The sequence below is a fragment of the Citrobacter portucalensis genome (assembly GCF_002042885.1).
GTDB lineage: Bacteria > Pseudomonadota > Gammaproteobacteria > Enterobacterales > Enterobacteriaceae > Citrobacter > Citrobacter portucalensis.
In genome coordinates this window covers 1-24,959 of the sequence record NZ_MVFY01000011.1, presented here as the reverse complement: position 1 = coordinate 24,959, position 24,959 = coordinate 1, and the positions used below count along the sequence as shown (strand labels likewise).

Annotated in this window: 24 protein-coding genes and 1 rRNA gene; 17 read left to right on the top strand and 8 right to left on the bottom strand. The window is 52.6% G+C overall.

Annotated elements, in window-relative coordinates:
• Positions 1-22 precede the first annotated feature (22 nt).
• From bamA to tilS, 12 genes are all read left to right on the top strand, one after another.
• On the top strand, positions 23-2,440 hold the full coding sequence (gene bamA / locus BZK40_RS16675; protein WP_048236100.1) for an outer membrane protein assembly factor BamA: 2,418 nt from the start codon (positions 23-25) through the stop codon (positions 2,438-2,440).
• 122 nt (positions 2,441-2,562) lie between these two features.
• Positions 2,563-3,048, top strand: coding sequence for a molecular chaperone Skp (skp, locus tag BZK40_RS16670; protein WP_003018533.1), 486 nt, complete (start codon positions 2,563-2,565; stop codon positions 3,046-3,048).
• Positions 3,049-3,051: 3 nt separating this feature from the next.
• A complete protein-coding gene (gene lpxD / locus BZK40_RS16665; protein ID WP_003018531.1) occupies positions 3,052-4,077 on the top strand; it encodes a UDP-3-O-(3-hydroxymyristoyl)glucosamine N-acyltransferase in 1,026 nt (341 codons plus the stop codon).
• Between the two features lie 103 nt (positions 4,078-4,180).
• The gene (gene fabZ / locus BZK40_RS16660) at positions 4,181-4,636 is read left to right on the top strand and encodes a 3-hydroxyacyl-ACP dehydratase FabZ (protein ID WP_003018528.1); all 456 of its coding nucleotides are present in this window, start codon (positions 4,181-4,183) and stop codon (positions 4,634-4,636) included.
• A 3-nt stretch (positions 4,637-4,639) separates the two neighbouring features.
• Positions 4,640-5,428, top strand: coding sequence for an acyl-ACP--UDP-N-acetylglucosamine O-acyltransferase (gene lpxA / locus BZK40_RS16655; protein ID WP_003018525.1), 789 nt, complete (start codon positions 4,640-4,642; stop codon positions 5,426-5,428).
• Complete coding sequence (gene lpxB / locus BZK40_RS16650; RefSeq protein ID WP_003829168.1) at positions 5,428-6,576, top strand: lipid-A-disaccharide synthase; 1,149 nt, start codon at positions 5,428-5,430, stop codon at positions 6,574-6,576. Before lpxA ends, lpxB begins: the two co-directional genes overlap by 1 nt.
• Positions 6,573-7,169, top strand: coding sequence for a ribonuclease HII (rnhB, locus tag BZK40_RS16645; protein WP_079934971.1), 597 nt, complete (start codon positions 6,573-6,575; stop codon positions 7,167-7,169). The genes lpxB and rnhB overlap by 4 nt, the downstream gene beginning before the upstream one ends.
• A gap of 24 nt (positions 7,170-7,193) precedes the next feature.
• Complete coding sequence (gene dnaE, locus BZK40_RS16640; RefSeq protein ID WP_008786271.1) at positions 7,194-10,676, top strand: DNA polymerase III subunit alpha; 3,483 nt, start codon at positions 7,194-7,196, stop codon at positions 10,674-10,676.
• Between the two features lie 12 nt (positions 10,677-10,688).
• The gene (gene accA, locus BZK40_RS16635; RefSeq protein WP_003829164.1) at positions 10,689-11,648 is read left to right on the top strand and encodes an acetyl-CoA carboxylase carboxyl transferase subunit alpha; all 960 of its coding nucleotides are present in this window, start codon (positions 10,689-10,691) and stop codon (positions 11,646-11,648) included.
• Positions 11,649-11,747: 99 nt separating this feature from the next.
• Positions 11,748-13,886 (top strand): lysine decarboxylase LdcC, encoded by a 2,139-nt coding sequence (ldcC, locus tag BZK40_RS16630; protein WP_048236098.1) that lies wholly within the window; start codon positions 11,748-11,750, stop codon positions 13,884-13,886.
• A gap of 66 nt (positions 13,887-13,952) precedes the next feature.
• Positions 13,953-14,342, top strand: a complete 390-nt coding sequence (locus BZK40_RS16625) for a VOC family protein (protein ID WP_008786273.1) — start codon at positions 13,953-13,955, stop codon at positions 14,340-14,342.
• Between the two features lie 61 nt (positions 14,343-14,403).
• On the top strand, positions 14,404-15,699 hold the full coding sequence (gene tilS, locus BZK40_RS16620) for a tRNA lysidine(34) synthetase TilS (RefSeq protein WP_079934970.1): 1,296 nt from the start codon (positions 14,404-14,406) through the stop codon (positions 15,697-15,699).
• A 42-nt stretch (positions 15,700-15,741) separates the two neighbouring features.
• Here tilS and rof read toward each other — a convergent pair whose 3' ends face one another.
• Positions 15,742-16,002 (bottom strand): Rho-binding antiterminator, encoded by a 261-nt coding sequence (rof, locus tag BZK40_RS16615; RefSeq protein ID WP_003018503.1) that lies wholly within the window; start codon positions 16,000-16,002, stop codon positions 15,742-15,744.
• A complete protein-coding gene (locus BZK40_RS16610) occupies positions 15,989-16,189 on the bottom strand; it encodes a YaeP family protein (protein ID WP_003018499.1) in 201 nt (66 codons plus the stop codon). The genes rof and BZK40_RS16610 overlap by 14 nt, the downstream gene beginning before the upstream one ends.
• A 188-nt stretch (positions 16,190-16,377) precedes the next feature.
• Here BZK40_RS16610 and BZK40_RS16605 point away from each other — a divergent pair, with 188 nt between their 5' ends.
• The 3 genes from BZK40_RS16605 to nlpE are packed head-to-tail and all read left to right on the top strand — an operon-like array spanning position 16,378 to position 18,071.
• Positions 16,378-16,923 (top strand): YaeQ family protein, encoded by a 546-nt coding sequence (locus BZK40_RS16605; RefSeq protein ID WP_003018497.1) that lies wholly within the window; start codon positions 16,378-16,380, stop codon positions 16,921-16,923.
• Positions 16,920-17,342 (top strand): alternative ribosome rescue aminoacyl-tRNA hydrolase ArfB, encoded by a 423-nt coding sequence (gene arfB / locus BZK40_RS16600; protein WP_032942412.1) that lies wholly within the window; start codon positions 16,920-16,922, stop codon positions 17,340-17,342. The genes BZK40_RS16605 and arfB overlap by 4 nt, the downstream gene beginning before the upstream one ends.
• 30 nt (positions 17,343-17,372) lie before the next feature.
• Positions 17,373-18,071, top strand: coding sequence for an envelope stress response activation lipoprotein NlpE (nlpE, locus tag BZK40_RS16595; protein ID WP_095533151.1), 699 nt, complete (start codon positions 17,373-17,375; stop codon positions 18,069-18,071).
• A gap of 44 nt (positions 18,072-18,115) precedes the next feature.
• Here the strand turns inward: nlpE and proS are convergent, their stop codons facing one another.
• From proS to metN, 6 genes are all read right to left on the bottom strand, one after another.
• Positions 18,116-19,834 (bottom strand): proline--tRNA ligase, encoded by a 1,719-nt coding sequence (gene proS / locus BZK40_RS16590; RefSeq protein ID WP_003829149.1) that lies wholly within the window; start codon positions 19,832-19,834, stop codon positions 18,116-18,118.
• 113 nt (positions 19,835-19,947) lie between these two features.
• Entirely contained in the window at positions 19,948-20,655 is a 708-nt protein-coding gene (tsaA, locus tag BZK40_RS16585; RefSeq protein ID WP_003829147.1) for a tRNA (N6-threonylcarbamoyladenosine(37)-N6)-methyltransferase TrmO, read from the bottom strand.
• Complete coding sequence (rcsF, locus tag BZK40_RS16580; protein ID WP_003018477.1) at positions 20,652-21,056, bottom strand: envelope stress sensor lipoprotein RcsF; 405 nt, start codon at positions 21,054-21,056, stop codon at positions 20,652-20,654. The genes tsaA and rcsF overlap by 4 nt, the downstream gene beginning before the upstream one ends.
• Positions 21,057-21,172: 116 nt before the next feature.
• Positions 21,173-21,988, bottom strand: a complete 816-nt coding sequence (gene metQ, locus BZK40_RS16575; RefSeq protein WP_003829145.1) for a methionine ABC transporter substrate-binding lipoprotein MetQ — start codon at positions 21,986-21,988, stop codon at positions 21,173-21,175.
• A gap of 44 nt (positions 21,989-22,032) precedes the next feature.
• Positions 22,033-22,686, bottom strand: coding sequence for a methionine ABC transporter permease MetI (locus tag BZK40_RS16570; RefSeq protein WP_003018471.1), 654 nt, complete (start codon positions 22,684-22,686; stop codon positions 22,033-22,035).
• Entirely contained in the window at positions 22,679-23,710 is a 1,032-nt protein-coding gene (gene metN / locus BZK40_RS16565; RefSeq protein WP_048227055.1) for a methionine ABC transporter ATP-binding protein MetN, read from the bottom strand. Before metN ends, BZK40_RS16570 begins: the two co-directional genes overlap by 8 nt.
• Before the next feature lie 189 nt (positions 23,711-23,899).
• Here metN and gmhB point away from each other — a divergent pair, with 189 nt between their 5' ends.
• Both gmhB and BZK40_RS16550 read left to right on the top strand, forming a co-directional pair.
• Positions 23,900-24,466, top strand: coding sequence for a D-glycero-beta-D-manno-heptose 1,7-bisphosphate 7-phosphatase (gene gmhB / locus BZK40_RS16560; protein WP_079934968.1), 567 nt, complete (start codon positions 23,900-23,902; stop codon positions 24,464-24,466).
• Between the two features lie 369 nt (positions 24,467-24,835).
• A 16S ribosomal RNA gene (locus BZK40_RS16550) occupies positions 24,836-24,959 on the top strand; the annotation flags it as partial.

Here is a 24,959-nt window from a genome sequence, read left to right as displayed (position 1 = left end):
TTAGGAAGAACGCATAATAACGATGGCGATGAAAAAGTTGCTCATAGCGTCGCTGCTGTTTAGCAGCGCCACCGTATACGGTGCTGAAGGGTTCGTAGTGAAGGACATTCATTTCGAAGGCCTACAGCGAGTCGCCGTTGGTGCGGCTCTCCTCAGTATGCCGGTGCGCACAGGCGACACGGTTAATGATGAAGACATCAGTAATACCATTCGTGCTCTGTTCGCCACCGGAAACTTTGAGGATGTCCGCGTCCTGCGCGATGGTGATACCCTTCTGGTTCAGGTAAAAGAACGTCCGACGATTGCCAGCATCACTTTCTCCGGTAACAAATCGGTGAAAGATGACATGCTGAAGCAAAACCTCGAGGCGTCTGGCGTGCGTGTTGGCGAGTCTCTGGATCGCACAACGCTTGCCGATATCGAAAAGGGCCTGGAAGATTTCTACTATAGCGTCGGTAAGTACAGCGCCAGTGTGAAAGCGGTGGTGACGCCGTTGCCGCGTAACCGCGTTGACCTCAAGCTGGTCTTCCAGGAAGGTGTTTCGGCGAAGATCCAACAGATCAATATCGTCGGCAACCATGCCTTCTCGACTGACGAACTTATCTCTCACTTCCAGTTGCGTGACGAAGTGCCGTGGTGGAACGTGGTGGGCGATCGTAAATACCAGAAACAGAAGCTGGCGGGCGACCTTGAAACCCTGCGTAGCTACTATCTGGATCGCGGTTATGCTCGCTTCAATATTGATTCCACTCAGGTCAGCCTGACGCCGGATAAAAAAGGCATCTACATCACCGTTAACATCACTGAAGGCGAGCAGTACAAGCTTTCTGGGGTTCAGGTGAGCGGTAACCTGGCCGGGCACTCCGCCGAAATTGAGACCCTGACGAAGATCGAGCCAGGTGAACTCTATAACGGCACCAAAGTGACCAAAATGGAAGATGACATCAAGAAGCTTCTGGGTCGCTATGGCTATGCCTATCCGCGCGTACAGTCGCAGCCTGAAATCAACGACGCCGACAAAACCGTTAAATTACGTGTAAACGTGGATGCGGGTAACCGTTTCTATGTGCGTAAGATCCGTTTTGAAGGTAACGACACTTCTAAAGACTCCGTTCTGCGTCGCGAAATGCGTCAGATGGAAGGCGCATGGTTGGGCAGCGATTTGGTCGACCAGGGTAAAGAGCGTCTGAACCGTCTGGGTTACTTTGAAACCGTTGATACCGATACTCAGCGTGTTCCGGGCAGCCCGGATCAGGTTGATGTGGTCTACAAGGTCAAAGAGCGTAACACCGGTAGCTTTAACTTCGGCGTCGGTTACGGTACCGAGAGCGGCGTGAGCTTCCAGGCTGGCGTTCAGCAAGATAACTGGTTAGGTACCGGTTATTCTGTCGGGATTAACGGCACCAAAAACGACTACCAGACCTATACTGAGTTGTCTGTCACTAACCCGTACTTCACCGTTGATGGTGTGAGCCTTGGTGGCCGCGTCTTCTATAACGACTTTGAAGCGGATGATGCAGACCTGTCCGACTATACCAACAAAAGTTATGGTACAGACGTGACGCTGGGCTTCCCGGTCAACGAATACAACACGTTGCGCGCGGGCCTGGGTTATGTACATAACAAACTGTCCAATATGCAGCCGCAGGTTGCGATGGATCGTTATCTTGAGTCAATGGGTGAGACCAATACCAACAGCTTTGCTGCTGATGACTTCACCTTTAACTATGGTTGGACATATAACAAGCTTGACCGCGGCTACTTCCCAACGGAAGGTACGCGCGTCAACCTGAACGGCAAAGTCACCATTCCGGGTTCTGACAACGAATACTATAAAGCGACATTGGATACCGCGACCTATGTACCGATCGATGACGATCATAAGTGGGTAGTGTTAGGACGTACGAAGGTAGGCTATGGCGACGGTATTGGCAGTAAAGAAATGCCGTTCTACGAGAACTTCTATGCGGGTGGCTCCAGCACCGTGCGTGGCTTCCAGTCGAATACCATCGGTCCAAAAGCAGTCTATAAATCAGGGGCTTATGCAGGGGATCCTGACAGCTACGAAGAGTGTACCAATAAAGACGGTTCGTACTGTAAATCAGACGATGCGGTCGGTGGTAACGCCATGGCCGTAGCCAGCCTGGAATTTATTACCCCGACGCCGTTTATCAGCGATAAGTATGCTAACTCGGTCCGTACCTCCTTCTTCTGGGATATGGGTACCGTTTGGGATACTAACTGGCAGGATAGCGATCAAACTCGCGCTATTGGGGTTCCAGATTACGGTGATCCGAGCAATATCCGTATGTCTGCAGGTATCGCGTTACAATGGATGTCCCCATTGGGGCCGTTGGTTTTCTCCTACGCCCAGCCGTTCAAGAAGTACGATGGAGACAAAGCGGAACAGTTCCAGTTTAACATTGGTAAAACCTGGTAACTGTTCTTCGCAAAGGAATGTAGTGGTAGTGTAGCGATGACTTTAGGCGATCTTGCATGGGATCGCCTGGCCACGCAAAGAACTGCACCTTCGGGTGCAAATGGGATGGTAAGGAGTTAATTGTGAAAAAGTGGTTATTAGCTGCAGGTCTCGGTTTAGCGATGGCAACGTCCGCACAGGCTGCTGACAAAATTGCAATCGTCAATATGGGTAGCCTGTTCCAACAGGTTGCACAGAAGACGGGTGTTTCTGCTACGCTGGAAAACGAGTTCAAAGGCCGTGCCAGCGAACTGCAGCGTATGGAATCCGATCTGCAATCTAAAATGCAGCGTCTGCAATCAATGAAAGCAGGTAGCGATCGTACCAAGCTGGAAAAAGACGTCATGGCTCAGCGCCAGACTTTCTCTCAGAAAGCTCAGGCTTTCGAGCAGGATCGTGCACGTCGTTCCAACGAAGAACGTGGCAAACTGGTTACTCGTATCCAGACAGCTGTGAAATCTGTTGCCAGCAGCCAGAGCATTGATCTGGTCGTTGACGCAAACACCGTTGCATACAACAGCAGCGATGTAAAAGACATCACCGCTGACGTACTGAAACAGGTTAAATAAGTAATGCCTTCAATTCGACTGGCTGATTTAGCAGAGCAGTTGGATGCAGAATTACACGGTGATGGCGATATCGTCATCACCGGCGTAGCGTCCATGCAATCTGCGCAAACTGGCAATATCACGTTCATGGTGAATCCTAAATACCGTGAACATTTAGGCGTATGCCAGGCGTCTGCCGTTGTGATGACGCAGGACGATCTTCCTTTTGCTAAGAGTGCGGCGCTGGTAGTGAAGAATCCCTACCTGACCTATGCACGTATGGCGCAAATTTTAGATACCACGCCTCAGCCTGCACAGAACATTGCACCCAGTGCAGTGATCGATGCAACGGCGAAGCTGGGTAATAATGTCTCTGTGGGCGCAAATGCGGTCATTGAGTCTGGCGTAGAACTGGGCGATAACGTGGTTATCGGTGCAGGTTGCTTCGTCGGAAAAAATACCAAAATCGGTGCAGGTTCACGCTTGTGGGCGAATGTGACGATTTACCACGACATCCAGATCGGTGAAAATTGCCTGATCCAGTCCAGCACCGTCGTTGGATCTGATGGATTTGGTTACGCGAACGATCGTGGTAACTGGGTGAAGATCCCCCAGCTTGGTCGCGTGATTATCGGCGATCGCGTCGAGATCGGCGCTTGTACCACCATTGACCGTGGTGCTCTGGACGATACTGTGATCGGTAATGGTGTTATCATTGATAACCAGTGCCAGATTGCGCATAACGTTGTGATTGGCGACAATACGGCGGTAGCCGGTGGCGTCATTATGGCGGGTAGCCTGAAGATTGGCCGTTATTGCATGATTGGCGGTGCCAGCGTGATCAATGGGCATATGGAAATATGCGACAAAGTTACGGTAACTGGCATGGGTATGGTGATGCGTCCTATCACTGAACCTGGCGTCTACTCCTCAGGCATTCCGCTACAACCCAACAAGGTATGGCGTAAAACAGCTGCACTGGTGATGAATATTGATGATATGAGCAAGCGCCTCAAAGCGATTGAGCGCAAGGTTAATCAACAAGACTAAAGCACCGTTTTTGCATGTCTGACTTTTCGGCCTGTCCCATTCATACGATTGCGACAGGCCGTGTTATTATTGCCTTTTAGTATATTTTGACAGGAAGAGTATTTTGACTACTAACACTCATACTCTGCATATTGAAGAGATTTTAGAACTTCTGCCGCACCGTTTTCCGTTTCTGCTGGTTGACCGCGTGCTGGATTTTGAAGAAGGTCGTTTTCTGCGCGCAGTGAAAAATGTATCCGTTAACGAGCCTTTCTTTCAGGGCCACTTCCCGGGTAAACCTATTTTCCCTGGCGTATTGATTCTGGAAGCGATGGCACAGGCTACCGGTATCCTCGCGTTTAAAAGCGTAGGAAAACTGGAACCAGGCGAACTGTATTATTTCGCTGGTATTGATGAAGCACGCTTTAAGCGTCCTGTCGTGCCTGGCGATCAGATGATCATGGAAGTGACTTTCGAGAAAACGCGCCGTGGCCTGACCCGTTTTAAAGGGGTTGCGCTGGTCGACGGTAAAGTTGTGTGCGAAGCAACGATGATGTGTGCCCGTAGCCGGGAGGCCTGATACGTGATTGATAAATCCGCCTTTATTCACCCGACCGCCATTGTAGAAGAGGGCGCCAGCATTGGTGCCAATGCTCACATTGGCCCATTTTGTATTGTTGGACCCCATGTTGAAATTGGTGAGGGTACCGTACTGAAGTCTCACGTTGTCGTGAATGGCCATACAAAAATTGGTCGCGATAACGAGATCTATCAGTTTGCCTCCATCGGTGAAGTTAACCAGGATCTTAAATATGCTGGCGAACCGACCCGTGTGGAAATTGGCGATCGCAACCGCATCCGCGAAAGCGTCACCATTCATCGTGGCACAGTGCAGGGCGGTGGAGTGACGAAGGTGGGCAGCGATAACTTACTGATGATTAATGCGCACGTCGCGCATGATTGTACGGTAGGCAACCGCTGTATTCTGGCGAATAACGCCACGCTTGCCGGACATGTTTCGCTTGATGATTTTGTTATCATCGGCGGCATGACTGCGGTGCATCAGTTCTGCATCATCGGTGCTCATGTGATGGTTGGCGGCTGTTCTGGTGTAGCCCAGGACGTGCCTCCGTACGTTATCGCCCAGGGTAACCACGCGACGCCGTTTGGCGTCAATATCGAAGGTCTGAAGCGTCGTGGATTCACCCGCGAAGCGATTACCGCGATTCGTAACGCCTACAAAGCGTTGTACCGTAGCGGTAAAACGCTGGAAGAAGTGAAACCAGAAATCGCGGAACTGGCGAAACAGTACCCCGAAGTTCAGGCTTTCAGCGACTTCTTTGAACGCTCAACGCGTGGCCTGATTCGTTAATGACTGAACAGCGTCCTTTAACGATTGCCCTCGTCGCCGGAGAAACCTCCGGCGATATTCTTGGTGCAGGGTTAATCCGTGCACTCAAGGCTCGCGTTCCCAATGCGCGTTTTGTTGGCGTGGCGGGTCCGCTGATGCAGGCCGAAGGTTGTGAAGCCTGGTACGAAATGGAAGAGCTGGCGGTCATGGGCATTGTTGAAGTGCTCGGACGCCTGCGCCGTTTACTGCATATTCGTGCCGACCTCACTCGCCGATTCACCGACTTAAAGCCGGATGTTTTCGTCGGCATTGATGCGCCTGATTTCAATATTACCCTCGAAGGGAACTTGAAAAAACAGGGCATTAAAACCATTCATTATGTCAGTCCGTCCGTCTGGGCGTGGCGACAGAAACGCGTTTTCAAAATAGGCAGATCCACCAACATGGTGCTGGCCTTTCTGCCTTTCGAAAAAGCGTTTTATGACAAATTTAACGTCCCGTGCCGCTTTATCGGTCATACCATGGCGGATGCCATGCCGTTGGACCCGGATAAAAATGCGGCACGTGATGTTCTGGGCATTCCTCATGACGCTCACTGCCTGGCGCTACTGCCAGGAAGCCGCGGTGCAGAAGTGGAGATGCTCAGCGCCGATTTTCTGAAAACGGCGCAGCTATTACGCCAGCATTATCCGGATCTCGAAGTGGTGGTGCCGTTGGTGAATGCCAAACGTCGCGAGCAGTTTGAACGCATTAAAGCGGAAGTTGCACCGGAGCTTTCTGTACATCTGCTCAATGGTATGGGACGTGAAGCAATGGTGGCCAGCGATGCCGCACTGCTGGCTTCAGGTACCGCCGCGCTGGAGTGTATGCTGGCAAAATGCCCGATGGTGGTTGGCTACCGTATGAAACCCTTCACCTTTTGGCTGGCGAAGCGCCTGGTGAAAACGGATTACGTTTCGCTACCTAACCTGCTGGCGGGAAGAGAACTGGTTAAAGAGCTGTTGCAGGAAGAGTGTGAACCGCAGGCGCTGTCGCAAGCGCTGTTGCCGTTGCTGGCAAATGGTAAAACCAGCCATGCGATGCACGACACATTCCGTGAACTGCACCAGCAGATCCGTTGCAATGCTGATGAGCAGGCGGCGGATGCGGTCCTGGAGTTAGCGCAATGATTGAATTTGTGTATCCGCATACGCATTTAGTGGCGGGTGTGGATGAAGTCGGGCGCGGCCCTTTGGTCGGTGCGGTCGTCACTGCTGCCGTCATTCTGGATCCGACTCGCCCTATTATCGGTCTTAATGACTCAAAAAAACTGTCAGAAAAACGTCGCCTGGCGCTGTTTGATGAAATTAAAGAAAAAGCGTTAAGCTGGAGCCTTGGTCGGGCGGAACCGCATGAAATCGACGAGCTGAACATTTTGCATGCCACCATGCTGGCCATGCAGCGTGCGGTTGCGGGTTTGCATATTGCGCCCGAATACGTGCTGATTGACGGCAATCGTTGCCCGGCATTACCGGTACCGTCGATGGCGGTGGTCAAAGGTGATAGCCGCGTGGCGGAGATCAGCGCCGCATCGATTCTGGCAAAAGTGACCCGTGACGCTGAAATGGCGGCGCTGGATACGGTTTTTCCACAGTATGGTTTTGCACAGCACAAAGGCTATCCAACCGCATTTCATCTGGAAAAATTGGCACTGCATGGTGCGACTGAGCACCATCGCCGCAGCTTTGGCCCCGTCAAACGCGCACTGGGACTCTCGTCCTGATTCTTGTGTCGAAGGAATCTGAAGATGTCTGAACCACGTTTCGTCCACCTACGGGTGCACAGCGACTACTCCATGATCGATGGGCTGGCGAAAACCGGGCCGCTGGTGAAAAAGGCGGCCGCGTTAGGCATGCCTGCGCTGGCGATCACCGATTTTACCAACCTGTGTGGTCTGGTGAAGTTTTACGGAGCGGGCCACGGCGCGGGTATCAAGCCGATAGTTGGCGCAGATTTTCATGTCCGCAGTGAGCTGTTGGGCGATGAACTCACGCAGCTCACCGTGCTGGCCGCAAATAATACCGGCTATCAGAACCTGACGTTGTTGATTTCGAAAGCCTATCAGCGAGGCTATGGCGCAGAAGGACCGGTTATCGACCGGGACTGGTTGGTCGAGCTAAAAGAAGGTTTGATTTTGCTCTCCGGCGGTCGCATGGGCGATGTCGGACGCAGCCTGCTGCGCGGCAATAGCGCACTGGTTGACGAGTGCGTGGCGTTTTACGAAGAACATTTTCCCAATTGCTATTTCCTCGAACTGATTCGCACCGGCAGGCAAGATGAAGAAAATTATCTGCATGCAGCCGTAGCACTGGCCGAAACGCGTGGTCTACCGGTGGTGGCGACTAACGATGTCCGCTTCCTGGAAACCGGAGATTTCGACGCGCATGAAATCCGCGTAGCAATCCACGACGGGTTCACCCTTGATGACCCGAAACGCCCGCGTAACTATTCGCCGCAGCAGTACATGCGCAGCGAAGATGAGATGTGCGAGCTGTTCTCCGATATTCCGGAAGCACTGCAAAACACCGTCGAGATAGCCAAACGCTGCAACGTGACGGTGCGTCTGGGCGAATACTTCCTGCCGCAGTTCCCGACTGGCGATATGACCACCGAGGATTTCCTCGTGGCGAAATCACGCGAAGGGCTGGAAGAACGCCTCGAATTTTTGTTCCCTGACCCTGAAGTTCGTGCGCAGAAGCGCCCGCCTTACGATGAACGTCTGGAAGTTGAACTTAAAGTTATCAACCAGATGGGATTCCCAGGCTACTTCCTGATCGTTATGGAATTTATCCAGTGGTCGAAAGATAACGGCGTACCGGTAGGCCCGGGACGTGGTTCCGGCGCTGGCTCACTTGTCGCCTATGCGCTGAAAATTACCGATCTCGATCCGCTGGAGTTTGACCTGCTGTTCGAACGTTTCCTTAACCCGGAACGTGTCTCAATGCCCGACTTCGACGTTGACTTCTGTATGGAGAAACGCGACCAGGTTATCGAGCACGTGGCGGAAATGTACGGTCGTGATGCGGTTTCGCAGATTATTACCTTTGGTACGATGGCTGCAAAAGCGGTTATCCGCGACGTGGGCCGCGTGCTGGGACATCCGTACGGTTTCGTTGACCGTATTTCGAAACTGGTGCCGCCCGATCCGGGCATGACGCTGGCAAAAGCCTTTGAAGCCGAACCCCAACTGCCGGAAATCTATGAGGCAGATGAAGAGGTTAAAGCGCTGATCGATATGGCGCGTAAGCTGGAAGGCGTCACGCGTAACGCTGGTAAGCACGCCGGTGGTGTGGTTATCGCACCGACAAAAATTACTGATTTTGCGCCTCTGTACTGCGATGAGCAGGGGCTGCACCCGGTTACTCAGTTTGATAAGAACGACGTGGAATATGCCGGTCTTGTGAAGTTCGACTTCCTCGGCCTGCGTACGCTCACCATCATCAACTGGGCGCTGGAAATGATCAACGCGCGCCGTGAAAAGAACGGTGAGCCACCGCTGGATATTGCGGCTATCCCGCTGGATGACAAGAAAAGCTTCGATATGCTGCAACGCTCGGAGACCACGGCGGTCTTCCAGCTTGAATCCCGCGGTATGAAAGACCTGATCAAACGTCTGCAGCCTGACTGCTTCGAAGACATGATCGCACTGGTGGCTCTGTTCCGCCCAGGTCCGCTACAGTCGGGGATGGTAGATAACTTTATCGACCGTAAGCATGGTCGCGAAGAGATTTCCTACCCGGACGTACAATGGCAGCATGAGTGTCTGAAACCGGTACTGGAGCCGACCTACGGCATTATCCTGTATCAGGAACAGGTTATGCAGATTGCCCAGGAGTTGTCCGGGTACACCCTTGGCGGCGCGGATATGCTGCGTCGTGCGATGGGTAAGAAAAAGCCGGAAGAGATGGCTAAGCAGCGCGGCACCTTTGAAGAAGGGGCGAAAAAGCGCGGCGTAGACGGCGAACTGGCGATGAAAATCTTTGACCTGGTGGAGAAATTCGCCGGTTACGGATTTAACAAATCGCACTCCGCAGCCTATGCGCTCGTCTCTTACCAGACGCTGTGGTTGAAGGCGCATTATCCTGCTGAGTTTATGGCGGCGGTAATGACCGCCGATATGGATAACACTGAAAAAGTGGTCGGGCTGGTAGATGAATGCTGGCGTATGGGGCTCAAAATCCTGCCGCCGGATATCAACTCCGGGCTTTACCATTTTCACGTGAATGATGATGGCGAGATTGTTTATGGCATCGGCGCGATAAAAGGCGTGGGTGAAGGACCAATTGAAGCTATTATTGAGGCGCGTAACGAAGGCGGTTACTTCCGTGAGCTGTTTGATCTCTGTGCGCGCACGGATATCAAAAAACTTAACCGCCGGGTGCTGGAAAAGCTAATCATGTCCGGGGCGTTTGATCGCCTTGGCCCGCATCGCGCGGCGTTGATGAATTCGCTCAACGATGCGCTAAAAGCCGCCGATCAGCATGCAAAAGCTGAAGCCATCGGTCAGGCCGATATGTTTGGCGTGCTGGCGGAAGAACCGGAGCAAATTGAACAATCCTATGCCAGTTGCCAACCATGGCCGGAGCAGGTGGTATTAGATGGTGAGCGTGAAACGTTGGGGCTTTACCTGACGGGACACCCCATCAACCAGTATTTAAAAGAAATTGAGCGCTATGTCGGAGGCTACAGGCTGAAAGACATGCATCCGACAGAACGTGGTAAAGTCACCACGGCTGCGGGGCTCGTCATTGCTGCGCGGGTAATGGTCACCAAGCGCGGCAATCGTATCGGCATCTGTACACTGGATGACCGTTCCGGACGTCTGGAAGTTATGTTGTTTACCGATGCTCTGGATAAATACCAGCAATTGCTGGAAAAAGACCGCATACTTATCGTCAGCGGACAGGTCAGCTTTGATGACTTCAGCGGCGGGCTTAAAATGATGGCCCGTGAAGTCATGGATATTGACGAAGCCCGGGAAAAATATGCTCGCGGGCTTGCTATCTCGCTGACGGACAGGCAAATTGATGACCAGCTTTTAAACCGACTCCGTCAGTCTCTGGAACCCCACCGCTCGGGGACAATTCCAGTACATCTCTACTATCAGAGGGCGGATGCACGTGCGCGGTTGCGTTTTGGCGCGACGTGGCGTGTTTCTCCGAGCGATCGTTTGCTAAACGATCTCCGTGGCCTTATTGGTTCGGAGCAGGTGGAACTGGAGTTTGACTAATACAGGAATACTATGAGTCTGAATTTCCTTGATTTTGAACAGCCGATTGCAGAGCTGGAAGCAAAAATCGATTCTTTGACTGCGGTTAGCCGTCAGGATGAGAAACTGGATATTAACATCGATGAAGAAGTGCATCGCCTGCGTGAAAAAAGCGTAGAACTGACGCGTAAAATCTTCGCCGATCTTGGCGCATGGCAGGTAGCCCAACTGGCGCGCCATCCACAGCGTCCGTACACCCTGGATTATGTCCGCCTGGCGTTTGATGAATTTGATGAGCTGGCGGGCGATCGTGCCTATGCGGATGATAAAGCTATTGTCGGCGGTATCGCGCGTCTGGATGGCCGTCCGGTGATGATCATTGGTCATCAGAAAGGCCGTGAGACCAAAGAAAAGATTCGCCGTAATTTCGGCATGCCAGCGCCGGAAGGTTATCGCAAAGCGCTGCGTCTGATGGAAATGGCCGAGCGTTTCAACATGCCGATCATTACCTTCATCGACACCCCAGGGGCTTACCCGGGCGTGGGCGCGGAAGAGCGTGGTCAGTCAGAAGCGATCGCGCGCAACCTGCGTGAAATGTCGCGTCTGAGCGTACCGGTAATCTGCACCGTTATCGGTGAAGGTGGTTCCGGTGGCGCGCTGGCGATTGGTGTAGGCGATAAAGTGAATATGCTGCAATACAGCACCTATTCCGTCATCTCCCCGGAAGGTTGTGCTTCCATTCTGTGGAAAAGCGCCGACAAAGCACCGCTGGCCGCAGAAGCGATGGGAATTGTTGCCCCGCGTCTGAAAGAGCTGAAGCTTATCGACTCTATCATTCCGGAACCGTTAGGCGGCGCACACCGCAATCCGGAAGTGATGGCTGCGTCCCTGAAAGCACAGCTGCTGGCCGATCTCGCCGATCTCGACGTGTTAAGCAAAGACGATCTGAAAAACCGTCGTTACCAGCGTCTGATGAGCTACGGTTACGCGTAAACTGCATTAATTCCGAAAAGGGCCACAACGTTGTGGCCCTTTTTTTTACCTGTGGTTTGGCCAGGCTATGATTAACTAAGGTTTTTCCAGGAGGAACGCATGAATATCATTGCCATCATGGGACCGCATGGCGTCTTTTATAAAGATGAGCCCATCAAGGAACTTGAACGTGCGCTGCAACAGCAGGGATTTCAGATTATCTGGCCGCAGAATAGCGTTGACCTGCTGAAGTTTATCGAACACAACCCGCGAATTTGCGGCGTCATTTTTGACTGGGATGAATATAGCCTGGAGCTGTGTAGTGACATCAACCAGCTCAACGAGTATCTCCCGCTCTACGCCTTTATTAATACCCATTCGACGATGGATGTCAGTGCGCACGACCTGCGCATGGCGCTGTGGTTTTTTGAGTATGCGCTGGGTCAGTCTGAAGACATTGCCACCCGCATTCGCCAGTACACCAGCGAATACCTCGATAACATCACGCCTCCGTTCACCAAGGCGCTGTTTACCTATGTGAAGGAAGGAAAGTATACCTTCTGTACGCCCGGGCACATGGCGGGTACGGCGTACCAGAAAAGCCCGGTCGGCTGCCTGTTCTATGATTTCTTTGGCGGCAATACGCTGAAAGCCGACGTGTCCATTTCCGTAACCGAACTGGGTTCATTGCTTGATCATACCGGACCACACCTCGAAGCGGAGGAGTACATCGCGCGTACTTTTGGTGCCGAACAGAGCTATATGGTGACCAACGGCACCTCGACATCGAACAAGATTGTCGGCATGTATGCTGCGCCTGCAGGCAGTACGTTACTGATTGACCGCAACTGCCATAAGTCGCTGGCGCATTTGCTGATGATGAGCGATGTGGTGCCAATCTGGCTGAAGCCTACGCGTAACGCGTTGGGGATCCTCGGCGGTATACCCCGTCGGGAATTTACCCGTGCAAGTATTGAACGCAAGGTAGAAGAGACGACTCAGGCGCAATGGCCAGTACACGCGGTGATCACCAACTCCACCTATGACGGGCTGCTTTATAACACCAACTGGATCAAGCAAACCCTGGATGTGTCCTCCATCCATTTTGATTCAGCCTGGGTGCCGTATACCCATTTTCATCCGATCTATCAGGGGAAAAGCGGGATGAGCGGCGAACGGGTACCGGGAAAGGTGATATTTGAAACCCAGTCCACCCACAAGATGCTGGCGGCGTTGTCACAGGCTTCGCTGATCCACATTAAGGGTGACTATGATGAAGACACGTTCAACGAAGCCTTTATGATGCACACCTCCACGTCTCCGAGCTATCCGATTGTGGCGTCGATAGAAACGGCTGCGGCAATGCTGCGTGGCAATTCCGGCAAGCGGTTAATCAATCGTTCGGTGGAACGGGCGCTGCATTTCCGTAAAGAAGTGCAGCGTCTGCGCGAAGAGTCGGATGGCTGGTTCTTTGATATCTGGCAGCCGGAAAAGGTCGATGAAGCAGAATGTTGGCCGGTAGCGCCAGGTGAAGACTGGCACGGATTTGTTGATGCTGATGCCGACCACATGTTCCTCGACCCGGTGAAGGTCACGATTCTGACGCCGGGAATGGATGAACAGGGAAATATGAGCGAAGAGGGGATCCCCGCGGCGCTGGTGGCGAAATTCCTTGATGAACGCGGCGTCGTCGTCGAAAAAACGGGACCGTATAACCTGTTATTCCTGTTCAGTATTGGCATTGATAAAACCCGGGCGATGGGGCTGCTACGTGGCCTGACGGAATTTAAGCGCTCGTACGATCTGAATTTACGCGTGAAAAATATGCTGCCGGATCTGTATGCTGAAGATCCCGATTTCTATCGCAATATGCGTATTCAGGATCTGGCACAGGGGATCCATAAGCTGATCCGCCAGCACGATCTCTCCGGACTGATGCTGCGTGCATTTGATACTTTGCCGGAAATGAAAATGACACCGCACCAGGCCTGGCAGCGGCAGATCAAAGGTGAGGTGGAAACCGTGGCGCTTGATCAACTGGTAGGACGCGTGTCCGCCAATATGATCCTGCCTTATCCTCCTGGCGTGCCGCTCTTGATGCCCGGGGAAATGATCACTGCCAAAAGCCGGGCTGTCCTCGATTTTCTTCTGATGCTGTGTTCAGTGGGGCAGCGCTACCCGGGATTTGAAACCGATATCCATGGCGCTAAACTGGGCGAGGATGGCGTGTATCGCGTGAGAGTCTTAAAAATGGCATAACGACTTGCCTGACCCTAAGACGTACGAGTAACGTGCTGACAGAAAAATGAAAGAGGCGATGACGCTATGCTGGGATTAAAACAGGTTCACCATATTGCCATTATTGCGACGGACTACGCGGCAAGTAAGGCATTTTACTGCGATGTGCTTGGCTTTACACTGATGAGCGAAGCCTATCGGGAAGAGAGAGATTCGTGGAAAGGCGATCTGGCATTGAACGGCCAGTATGTGATTGAGCTTTTTTCTTTCCCGTTTCCACCTTGCCGTCCGAGCCGACCGGAAGCCTGCGGTTTGCGTCATCTGGCGTTCAGCGTGGAGGATGTAGAAAAGTCGATCGCGCATCTGGAAGCACACCACGTGAAGTGTGAATCCATACGTATCGATCCATTTACCGGTAAACGCTTTACGTTTTTCAACGATCCGGACGGATTGCCCCTCGAACTGTACGAGATGTAAGGCTTGTCATTGTGGCGTTAGCCCGGTAACGTGCCGGGCAATGCCATTGTAAGTAACCATCATGACGACACTCACGCTGAACACTTCACTGCTGAATTCTCAATCGATTTTGGTCGCCTTTAGCGGCGGGCTGGACTCAACCGTACTCCTGCATCAGCTGGTGCAGTGGCGAGCGCAGCATCCTGAGGTCGCTTTACGCGCAATCCATATTCATCACGGATTAAGCCCACATGCAGACAGTTGGGTGCAGCACTGTGAGTCAGTATGTATGCAGTGGCAGGTGCCGCTAGTGGTTGAGCGGGTACACCTTGAGGACGATGGCCTGGGCATCGAAGCTCAGGCACGACGAGCGCGCTATCAGGCATTTGCGCAGACCTTACTACCGGGCGAGGTGCTAATGACCGCCCAGCATCTCGATGACCAGTGTGAAACCTTTCTGCTGGCGCTTAAGCGCGGCAGCGGCCCTGCCGGACTTTCCGCCATGGGCGAAAACTCACCGTTCGCCGGAACCCAGCTGATTCGACCGCTGCTGGCGCAAACGCGAGAGGCGCTTGAAGCATGGGCGCGGCTGCATGAATTATGCTGGATTGAAGATGAAAGCAATCAGGATGATACCTACGATCGCAATTTTCTCAGATTGCGCGTTACCCCATTGCTGCAACAGCGCTGGCCGCACTTCGCGCAAGCCGTAGCCCGCAGCGCCGCGCTGTGTGCTGAGCAGGAGAGTTTACTGGATGAACTGCTGGCCAGCGATTTAGCCGATTGCATCACAGCCCATGGCACACTGCTACTGGTACCGTTAATGATGATGAGCGACGTGCGTCGTGCCGCGCTACTTCGTCGCTGGCTGGCGGGGTTAAATGCGCCGATGCCTTCTCGTGATGGACTGGAACGTATCTGGCAGGAAGTGGCGCTGGCGCGGGAAGATGCCTCACCCTGTTTTCGCCTCGGGGAGTACGAGGTCCGTCGTTATCAGTCACAGCTGTGGTGGGTGAAGTCAGTCGATGGGCAAAGCGAAACCGTTATCCCATGGTTAGAGTGGAAAACACCGTTGACGCTGCCTGCCGGATTGGGTTCGGTTCAGTTAATTTCTGCGGGTGAATTGCGCATGCCGCAAGCGGATGAAGCCGTCAGCATTCGTTTCAAAGCACCAGGGTTATTGCATATTGTCGGGCGTAACGGTGGACGGAAATTAAAGAAAATCTGGCAGGAGCAGGGGATTCCACCCTGGCGACGAGATACCACACCGCTGCTGTTTTACGGCGAAACGTTGATTGCGGCTGCGGGTGTTTTCGTGACGCGTGAGGGAGCGGCGGAAGATGAAGAAGGCGTGAGTCTGGTTTGGCGTGGAAAGTAGGCCGGATAAGGTGCTTTGCACCGTCATCCGGCACCAAAATAATCAGGATTCGCTGACCACCACGGTACCGATCTGCGGGTGGCTGAAGCTGGCAATTTTGTCGAGGCGAAGCTCCCGGGTTTCACCTGCGACATCTGCGACCAGATACTCCACGTTTTTGCGTGAAACCAGGTCGTTCGCTTTCGCCTGCAAAACTTCGCCATCTTTTAACGCCAGCGTCAGTAACAAATGGTGCTGGCAGGCGAGTTCAAGATTGTCGTAATCATCGCAATTGATGGGTTGATACGTTTCATTCATTGACATAATCGCTCACCAGTAAGTTCGCGGCAGCATAGGCCGCTTTTTCCCTGACCGACTCTGGAAGGGCGCTGTCTGCCGCCACTTCATTAAGCACCTTCAATACGCAACCCAGCGCATCCGGGATATACCCTAAGTCTCCGCTGGCGATTTCCGCGTACCGCTTGCGTATTAACTCACAATATTTTTCCACATGCCCTCCTGTCAGCACTCTGACTTAACCGTGGATGCAAGTCTAAGCCTACGAAGATAAACTCTGTTTAGCAAGGTGACTATACCATACTCATTCAAGCAATATCAGCGCCTTGATAGATGAGCAGTTAGCAGCCTTTTGCCGCAGTTTTCGCTACAATGTGCGCCTGATTCGAAAGGAGTTCTCCCATGGCGCTTAAAGCGACAATTTATAAAGCCGTCGTCAACGTAGCGGATCTTGACCGCAACCAGTTTCTTGACGCGGCCTTGACGCTGGCGCGTCACCCCTCTGAAACCCAGGAGCGCATGATGCTGCGCCTGCTGGCCTGGATTAAATATGCCGATGAACGGCTGCAGTTCACGCGTGGCCTGAGCGCGGAAGACGAGCCTGAAGCATGGCTGCGTAACGACCATCTGGGCATCGATCTTTGGATTGAGCTGGGTCTGCCGGATGAGCGCCGTATCAAGAAAGCCTGTACCCAGTCTGGTGAGGTTGCTCTGTTTGCCTACAACAGTCGTGCGGCTCAGATCTGGTGGCAGCAAAACCAGAACAAATGTGCGCAGTTTAAAAATCTCACCGTGTGGTATCTGGATGATGAACAGCTGGCGCAACTGAGTGATTTTGCTGGTCGTACAATGGCGCTGCAGGCGACTATTCAGGACGGCGCTATTTGGCTGTCCGACTCTCAGAACAATCTGGAAATTCATCTGACCGCGTGGCAGCCGCGTTCATGATTGTTCTCTCCCGAAACGTCTCTATCCCTGATAATGAGCTGGAAATCACGGCGATTCGGGCACAAGGCGCGGGTGGTCAGCACGTTAACAAGACCTCGACGGCTATCCATTTGCGCTTTGACATTCGGGCCTCGAGCCTGCCAGAGTATTACAAGGAACGCCTGCTGGCCGCCAGCCATCATCTGATTAGCGGCGATGGCATTATTATCATTAAGGCGCAGGAATACCGTAGCCAGGAGCTCAATCGGGAAGCGGCAATCTCCCGACTGGTGGCGGTGATAAAAGAATTAACCGCGGTGCAAAAAAGCCGACAGGCAACTCGCCCTACGCGCGCCTCGAAAGAGCGCAGGTTGTCATCGAAGGCGCAAAAATCCACAGTGAAAGCACTGCGTGGGAGAGTTCGTCGAACGCAAGACTGACGAGCGGGAATAAAAATTAATAAGGAATTGATAGTGAAAACAGCAATATTGTCCGTGGTCGCTGCATGCACGCTTTTTTCCTTGATCGGCTGTAATAACCGTACTGAAGTTGAAGTACTACAGCCGACGCGGGCGGCAGAATTAAAACCGATGCAGCAAAGCTGGCGTGGCATCTTACCTTGCGCGGACTGCGAAGGGATTGAAACCTCTCTGTTTCTGGAAAAAGACGGTACATGGGTGATGAACGAACGCTATCAGGGCGTGCGGGATGAACCGTCTTCATTTGCCTCTTATGGCACATGGGCGCGTACAGCCGACAAACTGGTGCTGACCGACAGCAAAGGTGAAAAATCGTACTACCGGGCTAAAGGCGAGGCGCTGGAAATGCTCGATCGTGAAGGTAACCCGATTGAGTCACAGTTTAACTACACGCTCCAGCCGGTTTCCGCCAGCTTACCGGTGACGCCAATGCCGATGCGAGGCATGTATTTCTATATGGCTGACACGGCAATCTTTACCGACTGCGCAACGGGTAAACGGATGCCGGTGGCGAATAATGCTCAGCTTGAACGCGACTATTTAGCCGCTCGTGCGGAAAACGGACAGTCCGTACTGCTGACGCTTGAGGCGCATTTCACGCTGGAGTCAAACCCGGATACGGGTGAGAAAGTGAAAACGTTGATGGCGGATAAAGACGCGAAATTTATCCCTGGTAAAGCGTGTAATTAATCGATAGAAAAAAGGCCCTGATAATCAGGGCCTTTTTGTTGGTATTAGCCTTTAATGGCTTTGACCAGGAAGTCGACGATGTCGCCGGTTTTAATCAGCTCTTTCTCGCCGTTACGACGGTATTTGTATTCGATATCGTCGTTGTCGAGGTTACGGTCGCCCAGCACGATGGTGTGTGGGATACCGATCAGTTCCATATCGGCAAACATCACGCCCGGACGCTCTTTACGATCGTCCATCAGCACTTCGATACCCTGCGCGCGCAGCTCAGCGTACAGCTTTTCAGCCAGCTCCTGCACACGGTAGGACTTGTGCATGTTCATCGGCAGAATGGCGACCTGGAACGGGGCAATGGCATCTGGCCATACGATGCCACGATCGTCAAAGTTCTGTTCAATAGCAGCAGCGACTACGCGAGTGACCCCGATACCGTAGCAGCCCATAGTCAGCGTCTGGTTACGGCCATCTTCGCCCTGAACAGCGGCTTTCATTGCTTCAGAGTACTTGGTACCCAACTGGAAGATGTGGCCGACTTCGATACCGCGTTTGATCATCAGCGTACCTTTGCCGTCCGGGCTAGGGTCGCCGGCGACCACGTTACGGATGTCAGCAACTTCCGGGGTGGCCACATCGCGATCCCAGTTGATACCGAAATAGTGTTTACCGTCGATGTTGGCACCGGCAGCGAAATCGCTCATTACTGCAACGGTACGGTCGATAACCACCGGAATTGGCATATTCACCGGACCGAGCGAGCCAGGACCTGCTTTTACCAGCGCACGAATTTCTTCTTCGGTGGCAAAGGTCAGCGGGCTGGCAACCTGCGGCAGTTTTTCCGCTTTGACTTCGTTCAGCTCGTGATCGCCACGAACCAGCAGGGCGACCAGCGGGTAGCTGCTGCCTTCAACGGCTTTCACCAGCAGGGTTTTCACGGTTTTTTCGATAGGCAGGTTGAACTGCTCAACCAGTTCGGCGATGGTTTTAGCGTTCGGCGTATCTACCAGCGTCATTTCCTGGGTTGCTGCCGCGCGCGGCTCCTTCGGCGCAACGGCTTCGGCAAATTCGATGTTCGCCGCATAGTCGGAAGAGTCGGAGAAGATCACATCGTCTTCGCCGCTCTGCGCCAGCACCTGGAATTCGTGAGAGGCGCTGCCGCCGATAGAACCGGTATCCGCTTGTACTGCACGGAAATCCAGCCCCATACGGCTGAAGATTTTGCTATACGCAGCGTACATCGCGTCGTAGGTTTCCTGCAGGGATTCCTGAGAGGTGTGGAAAGAGTATGCATCTTTCATCAGGAATTCGCGGGAGCGCATCACGCCGAAGCGCGGACGGACTTCGTCACGGAATTTGGTCTGAATCTGATAGAAGTTCAGCGGCAGCTGTTTGTAAGAGCTCAGCTCGTTACGGATCAGGTCGGTGATCACTTCTTCATGCGTTGGGCCGAGGACGAACGAACGATCGCCACGGTCAGCAATACGCAGCAGTTCCGGGCCGTATTGTTCCCAACGGCCGCTCTCTTCCCACAGTTCAGAAGGCTGAACGACCGGCATCAACACCTCGATCGCACCGGCGTTGTTCATCTCTTCACGCACGATGTTTTCGACTTTTTTCAGGACGCGCACGCCGGTCGGCAGCCAGGTATATAACCCGGAGGCCAGCTTGCGGATCATCCCGGCGCGCAGCATCAGCTGGTGGCTGATGACTTCGGCGTCGGCAGGTGTCTCCTTCAGAGTGGAGAGCAGATATTGGCTAGTACGCATGTTGTTACGGTTCCAGTTGAACGATCGAACAGGCTCAAAACGAGCCTGGCACAAAACAAAAGTGGTTTAGTTTACCAGCGAGAAAGGGATGTCAAAAGAGTACGCGACGCAAATTAGCGGGCTTCCAGAGCAAAGACCTCAAATCCTGACGGCGTGACGCGCCAGCGGACGTTAAAGTCCAGCAGCCAGACGGCGTAGGTTTTGCCTTCTTCCTCGTTTTTACGGTAGGCAGGACGCGGATCCTGCGCCAGCACTTCGGCAATAAACTGACGAAGATGCGGGTAACGTTGTTCGAGCTTCGGTAGCTGCTCCGCGAGATCTTCACTGAACGTCACGTCTACGCTGGCCTGGGGGGCATCCTGAGCATAGCTGGCGCGAGCATCGGGTAACGATTCGGCAAACGGCAGATACGGTTTTATATCTACGACTGGCGTGCCATCAACAAGATCCAGCCCACCGAGTTCGAGGATCACGTGCTCTTTATGGCAGCGGATGCCCCGTAGCTCAACCAACGACATGCCAACAGGGTTAGGACGAAACGTTGAACGCGTGGCAAAGACACCCATTCTGGCGTTGCCGCCAAGGCGGGGAGGGCGCACGGTCGGACGCCATCCACCTTCCATTGTCTGGTGAAAAACAAAAATCACCCACAAATGACTGAAGGCTTCCAGGCCGCGAACGGCATCGGCCTGGTTATAAGGTGCGAGCAAATGCAGTTCACCGCTGGCGCTTTTCACCAGACCGGGCTGGCGTGGAACGGCGAACTTTTCTTTATAAGGTGAGCGGATAACGCCTATTTGCTCGAACTGAAAATGGCTCATTTCGCCGAAATGTTCAGTGCAGAACCGATGCAAACCGCCTGACGATAGCAACCCGGCGTTCCGCTGGTCACTTCGCAACTGTGCAGCAATACCGCATTAGCTTTCATTTTTGATGCGTTAATCTGCATGCGTTTGCGTGCGGTTGGAATGCTCGGAGGGGAATCCTGGTTTGAAGCCTGGCAGGATTCACCGCTAACTTCGCCAAGATCGCGGAACGGTTTGCCTACTAAATCTTCAGCGTTAGTAATGATTCTTACCGGCGTAGCGCGCGGTGCTTTCGGTTTTTCCGGCTCCGCTTTCGGCGGGGTTGCGGTGCTTTGAACGGGTTCAACAGGGGATCTGCTTAACATAGAACAGCCGCTCAGCAAGAGTGCTACTAAACAGATCGGTAAAGCACGCATAATATTTCCTCAATGAATGATCTAAACGTCAGATATTGAATCAGGTGCTTGCATAAATGACAAGACGGGCAAGCGCCCGTCCTGATGATATTACAGATTCTGTAAACAGCCTAAAATTACCAGCCCTTAACAGCACCGCCGTTGAAGACTTTGTTTGCTGCTTCGTACACTTCGTCAGACTGGTATGCTTCAACGAATTTCTTCACGTTCTCAGCATCTTTATTGTCTTCACGAGTTACAATCAGGTTTACGTACGGGGAATCTTTATCTTCAACAAAGATACCGTCTTTTGCCGGAGTCAGGCCGATCTGGCTGGCGTAGGTGGTGTTGATGACCGCCAGTGCGATTTGTGCATCGTCCAGGGAACGCGGCAGCTGCGGTGCTTCCAGTTCAACCAGCTTCAGGTTTTTCGGGTTTTCAATCACGTCCAGCGCGGTTGGCAGCAGGCCAACACCGTCTTTCAGTTTGATTAAGCCCACTTTTTGCAGCAGCAGCAAGGAACGGCCAAGGTTAGTCGGGTCGTTTGGAATCGCGACCTGGGAACCGTCCTGCAGCTCATCCAGCGATTTGATTTTTTTGGAGTAGCCCGCAATCGGGTAAACAAAAGTATTGCCTACAGCAACCAGCTTGTAACCACGATCTTTGATCTGCTGGTCCAGGTATGGTTTGTGCTGGAAGGCGTTAGCATCGATATCGCCTTTGCTCAGCGCTTCGTTAGGCAGAACGTAATCGTTAAACGTGACCAGCTCAACGTCCAGACCGTATTTTTCTTTTGCCACTTTCTGCGCGACTTCTGCAACCTGCTGCTCTGCGCCAACAATAACGCCCACTTTGATGTGATTAGGATCTTTTTCATCCTGACCGCAACCCACAAGTGCCAGAGAACCGATCAGGGCTCCAACTGCCGCAAAGGTTTTGAATTTGAACGCCATGCTTATTTCCTTTTCTTAATGAGTTTTTAGTGTTGTGTGCAACGTTATTTGTGCGTGACAGCCCGGACGATGCGATCGCCGGATAACTGAATTAAATAAACCAGAACGACGAGCAATACCAGTACTGTATTCATTACGGTAGCGTTGTAACCAATATAGCCGTACTGATAGCCAATCTGTCCAAGACCACCGGCACCGACGGCACCGCCCATCGCGGAGTAACCAACCAGCGTGATAAGGGTGATGGTGGCCGCATTGACCAGTCCTGGCAGCGCTTCTGGCAGTAATACCTTACGTACAATTTGCAGCGGCGTGGCGCCCATCGCACGAGAGGCTTCTATCAGCCCGGTCGGGATTTCGAGCAGCGCGTTTTCCACCATACGGGCGATAAACGGCGCGGCACCGACGGTCAGCGGAACGATAGCTGCCTGCAGTCCGATAGAGGTGCCTACGATCATGCGGGTGAACGGAATCATCCACACCAGTAAGATGATGAACGGGATGGAACGGAAAATGTTCACCAGCGCAGAGAGCGTACGGTAGAGCTTCGCGTTCTCAATAATTTGCCCCGGACGCGTTACGTACAGCAACACGCCGACCGGCAGACCAATCACAAAGCCAAAAAAACCGGACACAAAGGTCATTGCCAGCGTTTCCCATACGCCGCGAACCAGCAGCCACATCATCGGCTCAGACATAACCCAGTACCTCTACTTTTACATGGTGTTCCTGCAACCAGCTAATGGCTGCTTGTGTATCTTCCTGTGTGCCGTGCATTTCAGTCAGCATGATGCCGAACTTTACACCGCCGGCGTAATCCATCTGCGCGCTAATAATGTTGTTATTCACATTAAAGCGACGGGCCGTCTCAGAAAGTAGCGGTGCATCGACCGAATGACCGGTGAATTCCATACGCAGCATCGGCACGCTGTCGGCTTCCGGCTCCGCTTTTAAACGTTCCAGATAATCTTCCGGAATATCCAGGTGCAGCGTGGACTGGATAAATTTCTGTGCCAGCGGCGTTTTCGGGTGTGAGAACACTTCACTAACGGTGTCTTGCTCAATCAGTTCACCATTACTGATGACCGCCACGCAGTCACAAATACGTTTTACAACGTCCATTTCGTGGGTAATCAGCAGAATGGTGAGTCCCAGACGACGATTAATATCTTTCAATAATTCCAGAATCGAGCGGGTCGTTGCCGGATCGAGTGCGCTGGTGGCTTCATCGCACAGCAACACTTTGGGATTACTTGCCAGCGCACGAGCGATCGCCACACGCTGTTTTTGTCCACCGGAAAGGTTGGCCGGATAGCTATCGTGCTTGTCGCCAAGACCAACCAACTCCAACAGCTCTGTTACGCGGCGTTTGATCTCTTCTTTTGGCGTGTTATCCAGTTCCAGCGGTAGTGCGACGTTACCGAACACCGTACGGGAAGAGAGCAGGTTAAAGTGCTGAAAAATCATGCCGATTTGACGGCGAGCTTTAGTCAACTCCGACTCAGAAAGCGTGGTCAGCTCCTGACCGCCAACCTGAACGCTGCCTTCGGTAGGGCGTTCGAGTAGGTTAACGCAGCGGATGAGCGTACTTTTACCGGCACCGGAGGCGCCAATAACGCCATAAATCTGCCCGGCAGGAACATGCAGGCTGACATTATTTAGCGCCTGAATGGTGCGAGTCCCCTGCTGGAACACTTTGGTGATATTCGAAAGTTTAATCATTGGTTATTTATTATCGTAATTAAGTTAGCCGTGGCATTTTCGTCTGTCAGGTACGGTCGAAGCCGTCAACAAGATGGATGTTAAGGCATCCAGACGTCTAAATCAATCAGGCTTTGCACGATGAGCACTTTCTTGCCCGCTGAAACATGCGATACTAGAGTCACATGCCTTATTCAGGAGCTATAAAAGGTGGCAAAGTCTGTACCCGCAATTTTTCTCGACCGTGACGGTACCATTAATGTGGACCACGGTTATGTACATGAGATCGACGAGTTTGAGTTTATCGACGGCGTTATTGATGCCATGCGTGAACTTAAAAAGATGGGTTACGCGCTTATTATCGTGACGAACCAGTCTGGTATCGCGCGTGGTAAATTTACTGAGGCGCAGTTTGAAACGTTGACCGAATGGATGGACTGGTCGCTGGCCGATCGCGACGTTGAGCTGGATGGTATCTACTACTGCCCGCATCACCCGCAGGGTACTGTAGAAGAGTATCGTCAGGTCTGCGACTGCCGTAAACCGCATCCTGGCATGTTTATCTCCGCCCGAGACTTCTTGCACATCGATATGGCCGCTTCTTATATGGTAGGCGACAAAATTGAAGATATGCAGGCGGCGGCAGCTGCGAATGTTGGCACGAAGGTATTGGTCCGCACGGGCAAACCCGTCACGCCGGAAGCAGAAAATGCGGCAGATTTGGTCATAAATAGTCTGGCAGACCTGCCAATGACGATAAAAAAGCAGCAAAAGTAAGCGTTGTGGATAAAAGGTGAGCGGTTGAAACAAAAATGCATTTTTCCGCTTGTCTTCCTGAGTCGACTCCCTATAATGCGCCTCCATCGACACGGCGGATGTGAATCACTTCACACAAACAGCCGGTTCGGTTGAAGAGAAAAACCTGAAAATGAGGGTTGACTCTGAAAGAGGAAAGCGTAATATACGCCACCTCGCGACAGAGCGCTAAAGCGCGTCGCAACTGCTCTTTAACAATTTATCAGACAATCTGTGTGGGCACTCGAAGATACGGATTCTTAACGTCGCAAGACGAAAAATGAATACCAAGTCTCTTGAGTGAACATACGTAATTCATTACGAAGTTTAATTCATTGAGCATCAAACTTTAAATTGAAGAGTTTGATCATGGCTCAGATTGAACGCTGGCGGCAGGCCTAACACATGCAAGTCGAACGGTAGCACAGAGGAGCTTGCTCCTTGGGTGACGAGTGGCGGACGGGTGAGTAATGTC